Genomic DNA, 19186 nt, shown 5'->3' with positions numbered 1-19186 from the left:
TGCCATGACGTCACCCCCCGCCGCTCCCCCCGTTGCCGACGTCGACCCCGCCCTGCGCGAGCGGGCGACGACAGCGCTGCGGCGCCTCGTCGGGCGCGACGACGTCGACTTCCGCGACGGGCAGCTCGAGGCCGTCAACGAGCTCGTCGCCGGTCGTCGGCGCGTGCTCGTCGTGCAGCGGACCGGGTGGGGCAAGTCCGCCGTCTACTTCGTGTCCACCGCGCTGCGCCGTGCCGAGGGTGCCGGGCCGACCGTCATCGTCAGCCCCCTCCTCGCTCTCATGCGCGACCAGATCGCTGCCGCCGAGCGCGCCGGCATCAAGGCCGTCACCCTCAACTCGACGAACGCCGACGAGTGGGGCGCCGTGTCCGGTGCCCTCGCCCGCGGCGAGGTCGACGTCCTGCTCGTCAGCCCCGAGCGCCTCAACAACCCCCGGTTCCGCGACGAGCAGCTGCCCGCCCTCGCCGAGTCGTGCGGGCTCCTCGTCGTCGACGAGGCCCACTGCATCAGCGACTGGGGTCACGACTTCCGCCCCGACTACCGCCGCATCCGCGACCTGCTCATGACGCTGCCCGAACGGACGCCGGTCCTCGCGACGACGGCCACGGCCAACGCGCGCGTGGTGACCGACGTCGTCGAGCAGCTCGGCGCTGGTGGCCGTGACGTCCTGACCCTGCGCGGCCCCCTTGCCCGGGCGTCGCTGCGGCTCGGGGTGCTGCCGCTCGCCGCACCAGAGCAGCGTCTCGCCTGGCTCATCGCGCACCTCGGTGAGCTGCAGGGGTCGGGCATCGTCTACGCCCTGACCGTGGCCGCTGCCGAGGACGTGGCGGTCGCGCTGCGCGAGGCCGGCCACAAGGTCGCTGCTTACACCGGCCGCACCGAGCCCTCGGAGCGGATCCGCCTCGAGGAGGCCTTGCGCGACAACGAGGTCAAGGCCCTCGTCGCGACCTCGGCCCTCGGCATGGGCTTCGACAAGCCCGACCTGGGCTTCGTCCTGCACCTCGGGGCACCGTCGTCACCCGTCGCGTACTACCAGCAGGTCGGGCGAGCCGGCCGCGCCACGGAGCGCGCCGACGTCCTCCTCATGCCGGGGCCCGAGGACAAGGACATCTGGCGCTACTTCGCGTCCGCGTCCATGCCCAAGCAGGACCAGGCCGATGCCGTCGTGCGCGCCCTGTCCGAGTCCCCCCGGGCCCTGTCGACGGTCGCCCTCGAGTCCATCGTCGACGTGCGCCGCACGCGTCTCGAGCTGCTCCTCAAGGTCCTCGACGTCGACGGCGCCGTGCACCGCGTGCCCGGCGGATGGACCGCCACCGGTGAGCCGTGGACCTACGACGCCGAGCGCTATGGACGCGTCACCGAGGCGCGCGAGCGCGAGCAGCAGCTCATGGTCGACTACGAACGCACCGACCGCTGCCGCATGGCCTTCCTCCAGCAGACCCTCGACGACGACTCCGCCGAGCCCTGTGGGCGGTGCGACCGGTGCACCGATCCCTGGTTCGACACGACGATCCCCGAGGCCGCCGTGAACACCGCCCGCTCGCGCCTCGAGCGCCCCGGCGTCGTCCTCGAGTCCCGTGCGCAGTGGCCGTCGGGCATGGACCGTCTGGGCGTCCCGCTCAAGGGCAAGATCGCGCCGTCGGTCTCGATGCAGGAGGGCCGCGCCGTCGCCCGCCTCAGCGACCTCGGGTGGGGTCAGCGGCTCCGTGAGCTGCTCCGCGGCGAGGACCGTGAAGTCCCCGCCGAGGTCGTCCGCGCCTGTGTCGACGTGCTCGCCGGGTGGGGGTGGCAGGAACGGCCGGCGGCCATCGTCTCCGTGCCGTCGCGTCGGCGCCCGCTGCTCGTCGAGTCGCTGGCCGCCGGCCTCGGACAGCTGGGACGGCTCCCCTACCTCGGTGCGCTCGACCTCGTCGAGGGCGGCCCCGTCGGCGAGCCCGGCGGCAACAGCGCCTTCCGGCTCGCCAACGTGTGGGGTCGGCTCGCCGTCGGCCCCGAGCTCGCGGCCTCGCTCAACGGCGTCCCGGGTCCGGTCCTGCTGCTCGACGACGTCAGCGACTCACGGTGGACGCTCACGGTCTGTGCCGGGCTGCTGCGCGAGGCCGGTGCGCCGGCTGTCCTGCCGATGGCCCTGGCGATGGAAGGGTGACGCGCGTCGCGGGCAGCAGCGAGCACTCGTCCGGGGCCACTAGGGTCGACCTGTGAGTGCCGACGCCCCCGCCGAACCGCGCCCGCTGCCCCCACTCGAGGACCTCATCGAGGTGCTGACCCTCCGTGACGTCGGCACCGCGCAGATCGCCGTCACCGACGTCCAGGGACGTGACGCCGCGGAGTCGATCGGCGCATCATCCGCCCGGGTCTTCGAGGGGCGCAGCCAGAAGATGCCGCACGGGCGCGTCTTCGGGGGTCAGGTCCTCGCCCAGTGCGTCATGGCCGCCGGCATCACCGTGCGTGACCTCAACGACGGCGACGGCGCGCGGCCGATTCACTCGCTGCACGGCTACTTCATGCGGCCGGGCGACGACACGCTGCCGATCCGCTTCGCCGTCGAGGAGATGCGCGACGGCAACTCGTTCTCGACCCGCCGGGTCCATGCAGTCCAGAAGGGCGCGCCCATCATGTCGATGGTGTGCTCGTTCCAGGAGCGTGCAGGGGGTCTCGACCACCAGAACGCGATGCCGCAGGTCGCCGGACCCGACGGGCTCACGTCGCTGGCCGACGCGTTCCGCGGCGTCGACCACCCCGGCGCCCGGCACCTCGCCGAATCGCGACCGATCGAGCTGCGGCCGGTCGAGAGCAACATGTTCCTCGACGCCGGGCCCGAGCAGGTCGCGACGAACCACGTGTGGATGCGCGCCATCGACCGCCTGCCCGACGACCCCCTGCTGCACGCCGCGGTCCTGGCCTACTCGAGCGACTACTCGCTCCTCGAGCCGGTGCTGCGCCGGCACGGTCTGGTCTGGACCGACCGTCGCCTGCGGGTCGCGAGCCTCGACCACTCGATGTGGTTCCACCGCGACGTGCGCGTCGACGAGTGGCTGCTCTACGCCCAGCAGTCTCCGTCGGCCGTCAGCGGTCGCGGCCTCTCGATCGGTGACATCTTCAGCCAGGACGGCACCCTCGCCGCCACGACGGCCCAGGAGGGCATGGTCCGCGTCAAGGAGTCGTGACGCACCGGGGTGGGCTCCGCCAGATCGACCGGCAGTGGGCCCTGCCCCCTCGCTCGCTCGCTCGTCCGCCCGCTCGCGTCAACGCTCGGTCTCACTCGAGTGACCTCTTCACCCCACGCCTACCACCGAGGGTGGGACCAGAGTGACGTGGCGGCCACTCGAGCTGCTGGGCGCTGGGACCAGGGAGACGTGGCGGCCACTCGCGTGGCGTCTGAGGTCAGGCGGTCGTGCGCAGGACGGCGACGTCGTGGCCGTCGAGGCTGACACCGTGCGAGTCGACGATCGGCGACCGCCCCCACGAGGCGAGCACGTGCTCGACCTCGCCCGCGAACGGGACGACGCCGGCGCGGCCCGCGAGGTTGGCCACCACGTGCACCGACCCGCGCGACAGGATCATCCAGCGGGCAGTCTCGTCGAAGGTCACCGTCGTGGCACGCAGGTCACCCGAGGCGACGTCCGGCTGCGTGCGCCGGACCTTGATGAGCTCACGGTAGAAGTGGAGCATCTCGTTGTGGCCCGGCGCATTCGGCTCGCTCCAGTCGAGCACGCTGTGCGCCCGGGTCGCGGGGTCCTGGGGGTCGGGGACATCGGCCTCGTCCCACCCGTGGGCGGCGAACTCGGCACGTCGGCCGGAGCGCACCGCGTCGGCCAGCCATTCCTCCTCGAAGGAGGTGAAGAACGCGAACGGCGTGCTCGCACGCCACTCCTCGCCCATGAAGACCATGGCCGTGAACGGGGAGAGCAGGTAGAGGGCGGCGCCGATCGCCTGCTGCCCGGGCGAGACCTGGTCACTGATGCGGTCACCCGTCGCGCGATTGCCGACCTGGTCGTGGGTCTGCAGGTAGGCGAGGAACTCGTGCCCCGAGCGCGTCTCGGGGTCGACCCGCGCGCCCCAGCGCTCGCCCCGGAAGGTGGAGACCCGACCGTCGTGCAGGAAGGCGTCGGTGAGTGTCTTGGCCAGCACCGAGATGGCGCCGCCCTCGGGCCACGCCTCGTTGCCGCCGGCGAAGTCGGCGTAGTAGCCCTGCGTCTCGCCGGTCAGGGCGACGTGGAGGGCGTGGTGGATGTCGTCGTCCCACTGGGCCGTCATGCCGCGGCCGCCCTCGGCGGTGGGCGTCACCATGACGGCGTCGTTGAGGTCACTTTCGGCGATGAGGTCGAGTGGCCGGCCGAGCTCGTCTGCGAGAGAAGCGGTCTCGCCGGAGAGCTGGGCGAGGATGTGCGGCTCGGACGTGTCGCGCAGCTCGTGCACGGCATCGAGCCGAAGCGCGTCGACGTGGAAGTCGCGGAACCACCGGACGGCGTTGTCGACGACCCAGCGGCGCACCTCGTGGCTGCCGTCCGCGTCGAGGTTGACGGCGGGCCCCCACGGCGTCGTGTGGGTGTCGGTGAAGTAGGGCCCGAACTCGGCGAGGTAGTTGCCGGTGGGACCGAGGTGGTTGTAGACGACGTCGAGGCACACGCCAAGGCCCCGGACGTGGCACGCGTCGACGAAACGCTGGAAGGCGGCCGGGCCGCCGTACGTCTGCTGGACGGCATACGGCGCGACCCCGTCGTAGCCCCAGCCGTGTGTGCCGGCGAAGGCGGCGACGGGCATGACCTCGACGACGTCGACTCCGAGCTCGACGAGGTGCTCGAGGTGGGCGATCGCCGCGTCGAAGGTGCCCTCCGGCGTGAACGTCCCGATGTGCAGCTCGTAGACGACGCCGCCGAGGACGCCACGGCCGTCACGGGTGCCGCGCCACTCAGCGTCACCCCAGGTGTGAGCCGCCGCGTCGAAGGTGCGGCTCGCCGCGTGGACACCGTGCGGCAGCCAGGCACTCCGCGGGTCGGGCCTGGGGTCGCCTCCGTCGATGCTGAAGGAGTAGTCCAGGGTGACGTCGTCCGGGCGCGGCCACGTCCACCAGCCGCCGTCGCCGGCGGTCATGGCGTGCCGCTGCGCCGCCGAGGTCGGCTCGGCGCCGGACCCGTCGACCCGGGCGACGACGACGTCGACCCGTGACGCTGATGGCGCCCAGACGCTGAGGCTCTCGGGGGTCATGACTCGTCCCGTACCCGCACGAGCAGCGCGACGGGCAGGCCGTCGTCACCGACGAGGTCGGCGAGGCGCGTGCGCCCACCGTCGAAGGTGCGCGCGGACACGACGTCGGACCAGCGCCCCTCGGGCAGGTCGAGGGTGGCGTCCCCGAAGCCGCCGGCGTCGGCGAGCCGGCCGGCGAGCCGCGTCACCACGGTCACGACCTCCACGTCGTCGCCCGTGCCCCGACCGAAGGCCACGGCGTGCTCGGAGCCCGTCGCGACCGGGACATACGTTGCGTCCTCACCCGTGAAGCACTCGGGCCACTCGCGGCGCGTGCGCAGGGCGGCCGTGGTGACGAGCAGCTTCTCGTCGTCGAGGTCCGCCGGGGCACCGCCGCCGACGAGGCGGGCGAGCCGGTCGCGACGGTCGTCGTAGTCGACGAGCCGCCGGTTGTCGGGGTCGACGAGCGACAGGTCGACGAGGTCGGTCCCCTGGTAGACGTCAGGCACGCCCGGCATCGTCAGCTGGACGAGCTTCTGGCCGAGGACGTTGGCACGCGTCTCGCGCCCCGTCGAGTCGACCCAGTCCTCGACGTGGGCCACGATCTCCGGTGTCGTGACGACGCCCGAGACGAACCGCTCGACTGCCGACTCGTAGGCCTCGTTCGGCTCGGTCCAGCGCGTGAAGAGCTTCGACTCGCGGATCGCCTTGAGCGCGTAGGCCTGCAGCCGCTCCTCACTGATCGGCCACGCCCCGACGAGGGTCTGCCAGAGGAAGTACTCGGTGAGCGTGTCGAGCTCCTGGGCGCGGACCGGTGTCGCCAGCTCTCGTGCCGCGCGCACCCAGGTCGCCCACGCCTCCGGTCGTTCCGCGAGCACGAAGAGCCGCGCCCGCACGTCCTCGGACCGCTTCGTGTCGTGCGTCGAGAGCGTCGTCATCGACTGCGGCCACTCACCGAGCAGGTTCTCGGCGAACCAGTGGAAGGCGGACGTCGGCAGGCCCACCCGGGTCGGGTCGCCGCCGACCTCGTTGAGCCCGACGAGCCGGACGTACCGGTAGTACGCCGTGTCCTCGATCGCCTTGGCCATGGCGGGACCGCACGTCTGCTGGAACCGCACGACGAACTCGTCGCGCGCCGGCTCGTCCTGTGAGTCCCCCTCGCCGAGGGCGAGGTCGACGAGACCTTCGACGCACGCGCGGTCGAGCGAGTCGTAGCGGGATCCGGCTCCCTCGACGACGGCAAGCTCGAGCGGCTCGGCCGACAGACCTTCGCGTGGGTGGCCGGGGCGGATGTAGACGCGGTAGCGGTCCATGCCGACGAGCATCGCCTCGAGCACCTCGCGAGCGGCGACCTCCTCGAGGTCCGGCCGCGCCCGCGCGACGAGTCGCATGAGCCGGCTCACCTCGGTGGCAAGCATGACCTGGACGACCCACCGCTTCGACTCGGTGACGATGTCCCCGAGGTCCTGCCGCTCTCCGAGCAGCTCGGTCGACAGGTCGTCGAGGGGCTCGGCCCCGGCGGGGTCGACGAAGAGCCCGCCGATGCGTAGCAGCGCGTCGTAGCCGGTGGTGCCTGCCGTCCGCCACGAGTGCGGCAGCTGCTCCTCGCCCTCGAGGATCTTCTCGACGACAACCCACGCGCCGCCGGTCGCCTCGGCGAGCCGCTCGAGGTAGCCCTCGGGGTCGGCGAGGCCGTCCGGGTGGTCGATGCGCAGCCCGTCGATCGCGCCGGAGCGGATCCCGTCGACGAGGAGGGCGTGCGTGGCGTCGAAGACCTCGGGCTCCTCGACCCGCACCGCGATGAGCGACGTGACGTCGAAGAAGCGGCGGTAGTTCAGCTCGGAGTCGCCGACCGTCCACGACGCGAGGCGGTAGTGCTGGGCGTCGAGCAGCTCACCGATCGGCAGCCGCGGGTCCGTGCCGGGCGCGAGCGGGAAGACGTGGTCGTAGTACTGCACGACCGCCTCACCCTCGTGCTCCCCCACGGAGATGTCCCCCGCTGCGAGAACCTCGTCGAGCGGCGCCCCGAGCACCGGCATGAGGAGGTGCCCGTCCTGGGCGTCCCAGTCGACGTCGAACCACGTGGCGTATGCCGACTGCCGGCCCTCGCGGAGCACCGACCACAGCGGGCGGTTGAGCGAGAGCGGCGTCGGTGTCGTCATGTGGTTGGGCACGACGTCGACGACCACGCCGAGCCCGGCCTCGTGGGCGGCCTCGACGAGGCGGGCGAAGCCGGCGTCGCCGCCGAGCCCTGCCGCCACCGACGTGTGGTCGGTGACGTCGTAGCCATGCTTGGATCCGACGGTGGCCTGCAGGATCGGCGACAGGTAGAGGTGCGTGATCCCCAGTGCCGCAAGGTGTTTCACCTGCGCGAGCGCGTCGTCGAGGGTGAAGTCCGGCTCGAGCTGGAGCCGGTGGGTCGAGACCGGTGCGCTGGCATACCTCACGCGGTGGCCTCCTCCGTGACGCCCGGGATGATGGGCGAGACGATCTCGCGTGGGCACCTCAGCACGACGATGCTGCGGGGCTGCACCTGGATCTGCCACGTGGCGTCGAGGTGGTTGGCCTCGACCTCGTGCAGTGCCGTGTCGATGACCGGGATCCACTCGGCGCCGTACTCCTCGTCGGGCAGCGTGAACGTCAGCGGCTGGTCGTGGGCGTTGAACATCACGAGGAACGAGTCGTCGAGGATCTGCTGGCCGCGCGGGTCCGGCTCGGGGATCGCCGAGCCGTTGAGGAAGATCATGAGCGACTTGGCCAGGCCGTTGCTCCAGGCCTCCTCGTCCATGTGCTGTGCCTCGGGCGTGAACCAGGCGATGTCGCCGAGCTCGCTCTCGCCGCCGTGGTCGGCGTTGCCGGCGAAGAAGCGGCGACGACGGAACACCGGGTGCTCGCGCCGCAGCTTGACGAGCGACTGGGTGAAGACGAGAAGCTTCTGGTCGTCCTCGTCGAGGACCCACTGGATCCACGAGATGTCGTTGTCCTGGCAGTAGCCGTTGTTGTTGCCGCCCTGCGTGCGACCGAGCTCGTCGCCGTGCAGCATCATCGGCACGCCCTGCGAGAAGAGCAGCGTCGTGAGGAAGTTGCGCTGCTGGCGCAGCCGCAGGTCGCGGATGACCGGGTCGTTCGTCGGCCCCTCGACACCGCAGTTCCACGAGCGGTTGTGGCTCTCGCCGTCGTTGTTGCCCTCGCCGTTGGCCTCGTTGTGCTTGTCGTTGTAGGACACGAGGTCGCGCAGGGTGAAGCCGTCGTGCGCCGTCACGAAGTTGATCGAGGCGATCGGCTTGCGGCCCGAGTGCTCGTAGAGGTCGCTGGATCCGGTGAAACGAGAAGCAAACTCGCCGAGGGCACCACCCTCACCGCGCCAGAAGTCGCGCACCGTGTCGCGGAACTTGCCGTTCCACTCGGTCCAGAGCGGCGGGAAGTTGCCCACCTGGTAGCCGCCCTCGCCGACGTCCCACGGCTCGGCGATGAGCTTGACCTGGCTGACGACCGGGTCCTGCTGGATGAGGTCGAAGAAGGCCGACAGCTTGTCGACCTCGTGGAACTGGCGGGCCAGCGTCGCGGCGAGGTCGAAGCGGAAGCCGTCGACGTGCATCTCGGTGACCCAGTAGCGCAGGGAGTCCATGATCAGCTGCAGCACGTGCGGACTGCGCATGAGGAGGCTGTTGCCCGTGCCCGTGGTGTCGTAGTAGTGGCTGAGGTCGTCGCTGACGAGGCGGTAGTAGCTGTTGTTGTCGAGCCCGCGGAAGGCCAGCGTCGGGCCCATGTGGTTGCCCTCGGCCGTGTGGTTGTAGACGACGTCGAGGATGACCTCGATGTTCGCCGCGTGCAGCGCCTTGACCATGGCCTTGAACTCGAGCACCTGCTGCCCGCGCTGGCCACCGGCGGCGTACTCGTTGTGCGGGGCGAGGAAGCCGATGGTGTTGTAGCCCCAGTAGTTGGACAGGCCGCGGTCGACGAGCGGCGCGTCCTGGACGAACTGGTGCACGGGCATGAGCTCGATGGCGGTGATGCCGAGGTCGCTCAGGTGCTTGATCATCGCCGGGTGCGAGATGCCGGCATAGGTGCCGCGGATCTCCTCCGGGATCTCCGGGTGGAGCATCGTCAGGCCCTTGACGTGGGCCTCGTAGATGATGGTCTCGTGGTACTCGTGGCGCGGCGGGCGGTCGTCGCCCCAGTCGAAGAACGGGTTGATGACGATGGAGTGCATCGTGTGGCGCACGTTGTCGTAGGTGTTGATCTTCGTCGTCGTCGCTGCCTTGGCGTCGCCGAAGGTGTACGAGTAGAGCGACTGGTCGTTCTCGGCCTGGCCCTCGATCGCCTTGGCGTACGGGTCGAGGAGGAACTTGCTCGGGTTGCAACGGTGTCCGTTCGCGGGGTCGTAGGGTCCGTGCACGCGGAAGCCGTAGCGCTGCCCGGGCTGCACGTAGGGCACGTAGCCGTGCCACACGAAGCCGTCCGTCTCAGGCAGGTCGAAACGCGTCTCGTTCAGGTCGTCGTCGAGCAGGCAGAGCTCGATGCGTTCGGCGACCTCGGAGAAGACGGCGAAGTTGACCCCCGAGCCGTCGTACGTCGCTCCGAGTGGGTAGGGCTTGCCCGGCCAGATCTCCATGGACCTTCTTCCGTCGTTCGGTCGCGGCAACGCCGCGGCGCCACGGCGTGGCGACCTGCGGACGACGGTGGCCGCACAGCGCATTCTCCCCTGCCCGGGCCCGTCGAGCGCAAGCGGCCGTATGCCGGTCGGCGCGCCGTGCCGCGACGCGCCGTCCGGGCGGGGTGGAGAAAGGCGCTGCTCAGCCGGAGCGTCCCTGCTTCCAGTACCCCATGAAGGCGACCTGCGGACGGGGCATGCCTCGCTCGCCCACGAGGAGGCGCCGACAGGCCTTGACCGTGTCGGAGTCGCCGGCGACCCAGGCATACGTGTCGCGATCGCCTGGTCGTGGCCGCGCCCGCCGGGATGCCGTGACGTCGTCACCCGAGGAGCTGTGGGCCGGGGTCTCCCACACGGCGTCGTCGAGGTCGGTCGATGGGCCGAGGGACGAGGCGTCGGCGACGGCACGCTCCGGGTGCAGGTCCAGGCGCTCGCGCAGCACGGCGAGGGTCTGCTCGCCCCTGGGGCGGGCCCCGCGAGCGATCCAGTGACGCTCGATCCCGGCCGGGAAGCGGACGTCGAGGAAGTCCGTGGCGTCCGGCACCTCCACGACGGCCACGCCCCGGGTGCAAGCCGGCAGGGACTCGACGATGGACGCGAGCGCAGGCAGGGCCGTCTCGTCGGCGACGAGGAGCAGTCGCCCCGCGGCGCCCGGGTCGAACTCGATCCCTCCGAAGGCGTGTTCGTGACCGCGGCGCGGGGCAAGCAGGCCGACCTCGTCGCCGACGGCGGCTCGCGCCGCCCACGTGCCGGCGGGACCGGCAGCCGCGCCGCCTGCGCCGAGCGGGTTGGCCGCGCCGAGCGGGCCGTGACCGTGCAGCACGAAGTCGACGACGAGCTGGCGGTCGTCGCCCTCCCCCTCGACGCCGCGGGCCGTGTAGGTGCGCAGGTGACCACGGTCGGCCTCCGGCAGCGCGAGCCACGCGGCATACCACCCGTCGGGGTCGAGGAGCGCGCTCGGCGCCGGCCTCCCCGGCGACGGGATGAGCAGCTTCACGCGTTGGTCGAGCGTGGGCCCCTCGGGGCCGAGGTGCTCGAAACCGTTGCCGCCCAGACGGATCCGGACGAAGGACGGACTGAGTCGCTCGACCCGTCGGACGACGGCGGTCAGGAGCAGGACGGGGCTGACGGCGGTGGTGGTCACGAGGTGGCTCCGCTCTGGTGGTGGGTGGAGGTGGGCACGACGAGCGGCGAGCCGGTGACGGGGTCGGCGATGACACGGCTGCGGAGGCCGAAGACCTGCGCCACGAACTCCTCGTCGACGAGGTCGGCCGGCGCGCCGCTGCCGACGAGACGGCCGTCGCGCAGGGCAACGACGTGGTCGGCGTAGCGGGCCGCCAGATTGAGGTCGTGCAGCACCATGACGACGGTCGTCCCCCGGCTGCGGTTGAGGTCGCGCAACAGGTCCAGGACGTCGACCTGGTGCGCGAGGTCGAGGTAGGTCGTGGGCTCGTCGAGGAGCACGACGTCGGTCTCCTGGGCGAGGGTCAGGGCGATCCACACGCGCTGTCGCTGGCCGCCGGACAGCTCGTCGACGGGTCGCTCGGCGAGCTCGATGGTCCCGGTCGCCCGCATGGCCCTGGTGACAGCCTCGTCGTCGGCCCGCGACCACCGGCGGACCAGTTTGCGGTGCGGGTGCCGGCCGCGGCCGACGAGGTCGACGACGGTGATGCCCTCGGGCACGGGCGGGCTCTGCGGGAGGAGCGCGACGTGGCGGGCGAACCCCTTGGGCCGCAGCCACCAGACGTCGTCGTGGGCGCCGTCGGAGGCGAGGTGGACGCTGCCCTCGGTGGGGCGCAACAGACGTGCGAGCCCGCGCAGGAGGGTCGACTTGCCGCAGCCGTTGGGCCCGACGACGACGGTGATCCTGCCCGCCGGCACGTCGAGGTCGAGGTGCTCGACGACCCGCCGACCGTCGTAGGAGAGGGTGAGGTCGCGGGCACGCAGGGCCGTGCCGTCCACCGGGGTGGGGGCGAAGGTCGTGGAGGTCATGTCAGGCCTTTCCGGCTCGGCCCGCGGTGACGACGACCGCGAGCATGAGGGGTGCGCCGAGGGCGCCCGTGACGACGCCGACGGGGAGGTTGACGTCGGGGATGAGGTAGTCACCGGCGAAGTCCGACAGCACGACGACGACGGCCCCGATGAGCGCCGCCGCCCACAGCGAGGGGCGCCCACCGCAGAGGCGTCGCGCGATCGGCCCTGCCAGGAAGGCGACGAACGCGATGGGACCGGTCGCGCTCGTCGCGACGGCGGCGAGGGCCACGGCGACGACGAGCCCGAGACGAGCCCGACCTGCGGGCGCCCCGAGGGTCGCCGACAGGTCGTCCCCGAGCTCGGCAAGCCGCATCCACCGCGCGCACACCGCGAGCAGGGGCGCGAGCACGAGCACCGCGACCGAGAGCATCCCGATGACGGGCCACGTGGCGCGTGCGAGGCTCCCGGTGAGCCAGACGAGGGCAGCCTGCGCGTCCTGGATCGAGGTGCGCGTCATGACGAACTGGATGACGCTCGACAGGAGGGCGGCGACGCCGATGCCGACGAGCACCATGCGCTGGCCGGCGAGCGTGGTCCCCCGACCGACGGCATGCATGAGCAGGCCGACGGCCACCGCACCGACGAGGGCTGCGGCCGGCAGCCAGAGGCCCTGCGCGTCGAGGAAGGTCAGGGCGATGACTGATGCGGCGGACGCGCCGACGCTGATGCCGATGATGTCGGGGCTCGCGAGCGGGTTGCGCAAGGTGGTCTGGAACATCGCACCCGCCGCCCCGAACGCCAGACCCGCGAGGAGCCCCAGCAGGGCACGCGGCAGCTTGGCCTCCATGACGATGAAGGAGGCGCCCGGAGCGTCGGGGAGCGCCTCGCCCCGGAGGATGGGCAGCAGGTCGGTGAGCGCGACGACGTAGTCGCCGAGGAGCACGCGGACGAGGACGGCGGCGACGGCAGCCACCGCGAGGGTCGCGATGACGAGGCGCACCCGACGCGCGGGACGCCTGCGGGCTCGCACGACGCGGGCGAGGTCGGCGGGTTCTTCCGCGGCAACGGCACGCGGGTCGGCGCAGGCCCCGGTCGGGGTGAGCACGTCGGCGGTCACAGGCTCGCCATCCGTCCGCGGCGCACGAGCACGACGAAGAAGGGCACGCCGATGACAGCGGTCATGATGCCGGCCTGCACCTCGCTCGGCCGGGCCACGAGCCGTCCGACGATGTCTGCGGCGAGCAGCAGGATCGGCCCGGCGGCGAGACACACCGGGATGACCCGCCGGTGGTCGGGGCCGACGACGGAGCGGGCGACGTGCGGCACGACGAGGCCGAGGAAGCCGATCGGCCCTGCGAGCGCGGTCGAGGCGCCGCAGAGGACGGCGACGCCGACGGCGACGGTGGCCCGGGCGAGGATGACGTTCTCGCCGAGACCGCGGCCCAGGTCGTCGCCCAGCGCGAGGGCGTTGAGCCGGCGCACGGCGAGGAGGACGACGACGAGCCCCACGGCGAAGAACGGCAGCACGGTGACGACGAGGTCGAGCCCCCGGCCCCCGATGGTGCCGACCTGCCAGAAGCGGAAGGAGTCGAAGGACTGCTTGCTCGAGACGAGGAGCCCGGACGACCAGCTCGCGAGACCAGCCGCGACGGCGGCCCCGGCGAGCGTGAGGCGCAGGGGCGATCCACCACCGGCGAGCCCGGCGAGCGCGTGGACGAGGACGGCCGCGAGGCCGGCACCGGCCATCGCCCACCAGACGTAGCCGCTGAGCGAGCCGACGCCGAAGACCGAGATCGCCACGACGACGGCCAGTCCGGCGCCGGCGTTGACGCCGAGCAGTCCCGGGTCGGCGAGAGGGTTGCGGGTCAGCCCCTGCATCGCCGCGCCCGCGACGGCGAGGGCCGCACCGACGAGGACGCCCACGACCGTCCGGGCGACGCGGGCCTCGACGATGCCGCTGTCGGCCACGCCGTCGCCGTGGCCCGTGAGCACCTGCACGACGTCGCCGAGAGGAATCGCTGTGGATCCCAGCACGATCGACGCGACGACGGCCATGACGAGCACGACGAGCAGGGCGAGCAGGAGGGCTGCGAGCCCGGGGAGGGTCGCCTCGCCGGGGGCCACCCGCTCCTCCCGTGCTGCGGTCTGGGTGGCGCTCATCGGGCGGCGTCGGCCTTGTCGGCCGCGGCCGCCACGAGGGGCACGAAGAGACGGGTCATGTAGGGGATGGACAGCGGCGTCGGCGAGCTCATCGTCAGACCGACCTTCTGGTCCTTCGTCGCGACGAGCGCACCCGCCTTGATCGCGGGCACCTGGCCGACGAGCGGGTCCTTCGTCATGACCCCGACCTCGGAGTCCTCGGTGATGTACGTGAGGAAGACGTCGGCCTCGAGCGTCGAGGCACGCTCGGCGCTGACGGTCAGGTAGAACTCCTTGGAGCCCTTGGCCTGTTCCTCGACGACCGGCGCGTTCTTCATGCCGAGCTCGGTCAGCATCTGCGGCCGGAGGTCGCTCGGGGTGTAGAAGCCGATCTGCGACAGGTCGGTCGGGGCGACGTAGCCGTAGATGAAGGTCTTGCCGGCGAGCTGCGGGTACCTCGCCTTGGCCGCCTCGAGCGCCCCGACGGTCTTCGCCTCGACGGCAGCCGCCTGCTTCGAGCGCCCGAGCGCCTTCCCGATCGTCTCGAGCGAGTCCTGCCACGGCGTGCCGTAGGCGACCTCCGGGTAGGCGACGACGGGTGCGAGCTTGCTCAGCTTGTCGTACTCGTCCTTCGTGATGCCGGAGTTCGTCGCGAGGATGAGGTCGGGCTGCAGCCGGGCGATCTCCTCGACGGGGTTGCCGTCGGCGTCGTCGAAGCGTGTCGGCGCGGTGCCGCCGAAGGTGGCCAGCTGCGCGTCGAACCAGTCCGTCGAGAGGTTCGCGTTGCCGCCCCACGTCACCTTGGGGGCACCGACGGGGGCCACCCCGAGCGCCGCCACGTGGTCGGCGTCCGACCAGCCGAGGGTGACGACCCGCTGCGGCTCCTTCGTGATGGTGGCCGTCCCGAAGGCGTCCTTCAGGGTGACGGGGTATGCCGTCGGGTCGGCTCCCGTGGCGCCGGACCCTGCCGCTGCTGCGCCCGCGGGGGTCGGGGCGGAGCCCCCGGTGGGTCCGGTGGTGCAGCCGGCGAGGACGAGGGCCGCGGCGACGGCGGCGAGGAGGGCGGTGCGAAGTCGCGACACGGTGGGATCTCTCTGTCGAGTCGACGAAACATTAGGTGAGGCTTACCTTAGTAAGCCTCACCTAACTGATGTCAAACCCGACCCGGCATGCGTCCGGCCCCGTGCGCTCGCACGGGGCCGGACGGCATACGTCGTCGTCGAATCGCCTTGCGGCGGAACGAATCTCCTAGAGGGCGCCACCCAGGGTGACGCCACCGTCGATCGTCAGCGTCTGACCGGTGACCCACGACGCGTCGCCGCTCAGCAGGAAACTGACGGCGCCCGCGACGTCCTCGGGCAGGCCGAGGCGCTTCATCGGATAGGCGCGGACGACCTTCTCCTCGCGCCCCTCGTAGAGCGCCTCGGCGAACTTCGTCTTGACGACCGCGGGGGCCACGGCATTGACCCGCACGTCGGGACCGAGCTCGTAGCCGAGCTCGGTCGTCAGGTGGATGAGCGCCGCCTTGGACACGCCGTACCAGCCGATGACGCCGCTCGCGCCCTGGCCGGCGACGGAGGCGAGGTTGACGACCGACCCCGGATGGGCCTCGTCGCCGAGCCCGGCCGCGACGGCCTTCTTGATCCACGAGAAGGCGGCGACGACGTTGACGTCGAGCACCTTGCGCGCGATGTCGAGCCCGGTGTCGAGCATCGGCCCGTAGACAGGGTTGATGCCGGTGTTGTTGACGAGCAGGTGCAGCCCGCCGAACGTCTCGCGCGCCGCGCTGATGACCTCGTCCTGGTGGTCCTCGTCGGCTGCGTTGCCGGCGATGCCGAGGGCGTGCTCCGGACCGCCGAGCGTGGCGACCGCCTCGGCGAGCGCGTCCGGCTTGCGCGCCGTGATGACGACCTTGGCCCCCTCGGCGACGAGGCGCTCGGCGATGCCGAGACCGATCCCGCGGCTGGCACCGGTGATGATCGCGACGGCACCTTCGTGGCGCCCGCCGCGTGCGTCGGCCGCCATCAGAAGCCGAGGTCCCGGCCGATGAGCTCCTTCATGATCTCGTTGGAGCCGGCCCAGATCTTCGTGACGCGGGCGTCGCGCCAGGCGCGGGCCACGCGGTACTCGTTCATGAAGCCGTAGCCGCCGTGCAGCTGGACGCAGTGGTCGAGCACGTCGTTCTGCACCTCCGAGCTCCACCACTTCGCCTTGGCGGCGTCGACGGCCGAGAGCTTGCCCTCGGCGTGGGCCGCGATGCAGTCGTCGACGTAGGCCTCGGCGACCTCGATCTTCGTCACGAGCTCGGCCATGAGGAACTTGTTGTGCTGGAAGGCGCCGATCGGCTGGCCGAACGCCTTGCGGTCCTTGGCGTACTGGATCGTCTCCTCGAGGATCGCCTTGGCGTGCGCGACGTTGGAGACGGCGGCGCCGACGCGCTCCTGCGGGAGGCGCTGCATCATCGAGATGAAGCCCATGCCCTCTGGGCCGAGGCGGTTCTCGTCGGGAACGCGGACGTTCTCGAAGAAGAGCTCGGCCGTGTCGGACTCGTCCATGCCGACCTTGTCGAGCTTGCGGCCGTTCTCGAAGCCCTCCATGCCGCGCTCGACCATGAGCAGCGTGATGCCCTTGGCACCCTTGGACGGGTCGGTGCGCGCCGCCACGATGACGAGGTCGGCCTGGTAGCCGTTGGTGATGAAGGTCTTGGAGCCGTTGAGGATCCACGAGTCACCGTCCCGCACGGCGGTCGTCTTGAGCGCGGCGAGGTCGGAGCCACCGGAGGGCTCGGTCATGGCGATGGCGCAGATGAGCTCACCGCTCGCCATGCCGGGCAGCCAGCGCTGCTTCTGCTCCTCGGTGCCGAGGTCGACGATGTAGGGCGGGCACACGTCGGAGTGGATGCCGAAGCACGAGCTCGTCGCGGCGTTGAAGCGCGACATCTCCTCGGCGACGACGGCGTTGAAGCGGTAGTCGTCGACGCCGGCGCCGCCGAACTCCTCGGGGATGTCGAGGCCGAAGAAGCCCTGCTTGCCGGCCTCGAGCCAGATGTCGCGCGGGATCGACTTGCCCTCGATCATCTCCTCGGCGCGCGGCGCGAGCGTGCGGGCGACGAACTCGCGCGCGGAGGCGCGCATCGCCTCGTGGTCCTCGTCGTAGATGTTGCGGGGCATAACGTCCTCCATCGGGCGTGCTCACGGGTGCGATGCGCTGGTACCCGTCGGTAACTAAGCGCTTGCTTAGTTTCCCTCCCCTGCGGCATGCTGTCAACGTGCCGCAGCCCACCACGACCCCGCCGTCCGTCGGCGCCCGGACGTCCGACCCCGACGCCTCGACCGTCGAGCGGCTCCTCCAGGCCGCGGCCCACGCATTCGCCGACAAGGGCTTCCACGCCACGACCACCCGTGACATCGCCTCCGGGGCCGGGCTCTCGCCCGCCGGGGTCTACGTCCACTTCGGCTCCAAGGAGGAGCTGCTCTTCGCCCTGAGCCGCAGCGGCCACGAGTCCGCGCTGCGCCTCCTGCGCTCGGCCATCGCCGAGGGCTCGACGCCCGCCGAGGAGCTCGTCACCGTCATGGCGCGCTTCACCGAGTGGCACGTCGAGCAGTACCAGGTGGCCCGCGTCGTGCAGTACGAGCACCACCACCTGACCCCCGAGCACCACGCCGAGGTCCTCAAGCTGCGCAAGGAGATGGACTCCCTCGTGCGTGACGTCCTCGACCGTGGGGTGGCCGACGGCACGTTCTCCGTCGACGACAGCGCCGACACCGCGCTGGCCCTGCTCTCGATCGTCGTCGACGTGGCCCGCTGGTACTCCCCGACGATCCGACGCAGTCCCGCCGAGATCGGCGCGACGAACGCCGCACTCGCGCTGCGGCTCGTGGGCGCCGGGCACTGAGCGTGCCCCCATCGTGACCTCGGCCGTCACCGGCCACTCGGTGCTCCAGGTGCCGGTGCCGGCCCTCGAGCCGTTCGTCCTCGCCCGCACGCGGCACTACGACGCCGACTACGTCTCGGCAGACCCGGACTTCGTCCACGCGCACGTCACGGCGCTCGCGCCGTTCCTCGACCTCGAGTCCCTGACGCAGACAGCGCTCGACGTCGTCGCCGAGATCGCCGCAGCGACAGAGCCTTTCGCGTTCACGCTTGAGGCCGTCGACACCTTCCCCAACGGGATCGTCCACCTGCTGTCCGAGCCGTCGGCGCCCTTCGCCGCCCTCACCTCGCGGCTGTGGGACGCCTTCCCCCAGTGCCCGCCGTATGCCGGTCGCTTCGGTGACGTCGTGCCGCACCTGACGCTCGACGCCCTCTCCGACGTGGTCACCGAGGAGTCGACCCGCAGGCTGGCCGCTCCCCGTCTCCCGGCCCGCTGCCGGGCCGAGCGACTCGACCTCGCGTGGTACGAGCCGGGCGCCTGCAGGGTGCTCCGGTCCTGGCGCCTCACCGGCGCCTGAGACGTCAGCTCGTCGTCGAGCCCATCGCCGACGTCGGCGTCACGGGGGCGGCGGCGCCCTCCTCGGGCGCGGCGGCGCCCTCCTCGGGCGCGGCGCCGTCCTCACGCGGCGGCGCTCCCGCAGGGCCGAGGTCGATGGTCAGCCGGGGCAGGAAGAACTGGACCAACGGGCCGATCGTCACGGCATACAGCACGGTGCCGAGGCCCACGGGTCCACCGAGCAGCCAGCCGACCGCGAGCACGACGACCTCGATGGTGGTGCGGACGAGCCGGATCGACAGCCCGGTGCGCCGCGCGAAACCCGTCATGAGCCCGTCGCGGGGGCCGGGACCGAGCTGGCTGCCGATGTAGAGGCCCCCGGCGACGCCGTTGAGCACGATGCCGGAGGCGAGGAGCGCCACCCGGGCCCACATCGCCTCGGGCGGCGCGATGAGCGCGAGGCCCGCGTCGGCGGCGAGGCCGATGACGACGACGTTGGCCACGGTGCCGAGACCGGGCCACTGTCGCAGCGGCACCCAGAGCAGCAGGACGAGCGCACCGACGATGATCGTCACCTGCCCGAAGGTCAGCGGCACGTGCGTGGCGATCCCGGCATGGAAGACGTCCCACGGGTCGAGGCCGAGCGTCGAGCGGATCATCATCGCCATGGAGACGCCGTAGAGCACGAGTCCCACGAGGAGCTGGACGACGCGGCGCGGGAGGCGGCCGGCGCGCAGCTGCTGGCGCGGCGTGAGGTTCGCGAGGGGGACGTGACGTCTCATACCGTCCATGATGCCGGCCAG

Annotated in this window: 15 protein-coding genes; 4 read left to right on the top strand and 11 right to left on the bottom strand. The window is 71.7% G+C overall.

The features are described 5' to 3' along the window. Positions 1-4 precede the first annotated feature (4 nt). Together ASH01_RS11750 and ASH01_RS11745 are read left to right on the top strand one after the other, a co-directional pair. Positions 5-2146, top strand: coding sequence for a RecQ family ATP-dependent DNA helicase (locus ASH01_RS11750; RefSeq protein WP_056775896.1), 2142 nt, complete (start codon positions 5-7; stop codon positions 2144-2146). 52 nt (positions 2147-2198) lie between these two features. Continuing rightward, positions 2199-3167 carry an acyl-CoA thioesterase gene (locus tag ASH01_RS11745; RefSeq protein WP_056775895.1) on the top strand — a complete coding sequence of 323 codons (969 nt, stop codon included), beginning with the start codon at positions 2199-2201 and terminating at the stop codon, positions 3165-3167. A 217-nt stretch (positions 3168-3384) separates the two neighbouring features. On the opposite strand, the gene treZ is transcribed toward ASH01_RS11745, so the two are convergent. From treZ to ASH01_RS11695, 10 genes are all read right to left on the bottom strand, one after another. Then, on the bottom strand, positions 3385-5208 hold the full coding sequence (gene treZ / locus ASH01_RS11740) for a malto-oligosyltrehalose trehalohydrolase (protein ID WP_056775893.1): 1824 nt from the start codon (positions 5206-5208) through the stop codon (positions 3385-3387). Further along, positions 5205-7634: a malto-oligosyltrehalose synthase gene (gene treY / locus ASH01_RS11735; protein ID WP_056775890.1), complete on the bottom strand. Its 2430-nt coding sequence runs from the start codon at positions 7632-7634 to the stop codon at positions 5205-5207. Before treY ends, treZ begins: the two co-directional genes overlap by 4 nt. Further along, positions 7631-9802: a glycogen debranching protein GlgX gene (glgX, locus tag ASH01_RS11730; protein WP_056775888.1), complete on the bottom strand. Its 2172-nt coding sequence runs from the start codon at positions 9800-9802 to the stop codon at positions 7631-7633. Before glgX ends, treY begins: the two co-directional genes overlap by 4 nt. 181 nt (positions 9803-9983) lie before the next feature. After that, entirely contained in the window at positions 9984-10985 is a 1002-nt protein-coding gene (locus tag ASH01_RS11725; RefSeq protein WP_056775885.1) for a siderophore-interacting protein, read from the bottom strand. Beyond that, positions 10982-11833: an ABC transporter ATP-binding protein gene (locus ASH01_RS11720; RefSeq protein WP_056775881.1), complete on the bottom strand. Its 852-nt coding sequence runs from the start codon at positions 11831-11833 to the stop codon at positions 10982-10984. Before ASH01_RS11720 ends, ASH01_RS11725 begins: the two co-directional genes overlap by 4 nt. Before the next feature lies 1 nt (position 11834). Further along, positions 11835-12932 (bottom strand): FecCD family ABC transporter permease, encoded by a 1098-nt coding sequence (locus ASH01_RS11715; protein ID WP_056775879.1) that lies wholly within the window; start codon positions 12930-12932, stop codon positions 11835-11837. Beyond that, positions 12929-13975 carry a FecCD family ABC transporter permease gene (locus tag ASH01_RS11710; protein WP_056775876.1) on the bottom strand — a complete coding sequence of 349 codons (1047 nt, stop codon included), beginning with the start codon at positions 13973-13975 and terminating at the stop codon, positions 12929-12931. Before ASH01_RS11710 ends, ASH01_RS11715 begins: the two co-directional genes overlap by 4 nt. Beyond that, positions 13972-15036, bottom strand: coding sequence for an iron-siderophore ABC transporter substrate-binding protein (locus ASH01_RS11705; protein ID WP_056775874.1), 1065 nt, complete (start codon positions 15034-15036; stop codon positions 13972-13974). The genes ASH01_RS11710 and ASH01_RS11705 overlap by 4 nt, the downstream gene beginning before the upstream one ends. Positions 15037-15202: 166 nt before the next feature. Next, positions 15203-15979, bottom strand: coding sequence for an SDR family oxidoreductase (locus tag ASH01_RS11700; protein ID WP_056775872.1), 777 nt, complete (start codon positions 15977-15979; stop codon positions 15203-15205). Further along, the gene (locus ASH01_RS11695) at positions 15979-17124 is read right to left on the bottom strand and encodes an acyl-CoA dehydrogenase family protein (RefSeq protein WP_020144477.1); all 1146 of its coding nucleotides are present in this window, start codon (positions 17122-17124) and stop codon (positions 15979-15981) included. Before ASH01_RS11695 ends, ASH01_RS11700 begins: the two co-directional genes overlap by 1 nt. Positions 17125-17222: 98 nt before the next feature. On the opposite strand from ASH01_RS11695, the gene ASH01_RS11690 reads away from it, so the two are divergent. Continuing rightward, a complete protein-coding gene (locus ASH01_RS11690) occupies positions 17223-17849 on the top strand; it encodes a TetR/AcrR family transcriptional regulator (RefSeq protein ID WP_056775868.1) in 627 nt (208 codons plus the stop codon). Positions 17850-17862: 13 nt separating this feature from the next. Further along, positions 17863-18405, top strand: coding sequence for a 2'-5' RNA ligase family protein (locus tag ASH01_RS11685; RefSeq protein WP_056775866.1), 543 nt, complete (start codon positions 17863-17865; stop codon positions 18403-18405). A gap of 4 nt (positions 18406-18409) precedes the next feature. On the opposite strand, the gene yczE is transcribed toward ASH01_RS11685, so the two are convergent. Then, on the bottom strand, positions 18410-19165 hold the full coding sequence (yczE, locus tag ASH01_RS11680) for a membrane protein YczE (RefSeq protein WP_056775865.1): 756 nt from the start codon (positions 19163-19165) through the stop codon (positions 18410-18412). Between the last annotated feature and the right edge of the window lie 21 nt (positions 19166-19186).

Origin of the sequence: Terrabacter sp. Soil811 (assembly GCF_001429655.1) — a bacterium.
In the GTDB taxonomy this organism is placed as follows: Bacteria; Actinomycetota; Actinomycetes; order Actinomycetales; family Dermatophilaceae; genus Terrabacter.
This window is presented reverse-complemented; position numbering and strand designations above follow the sequence as displayed.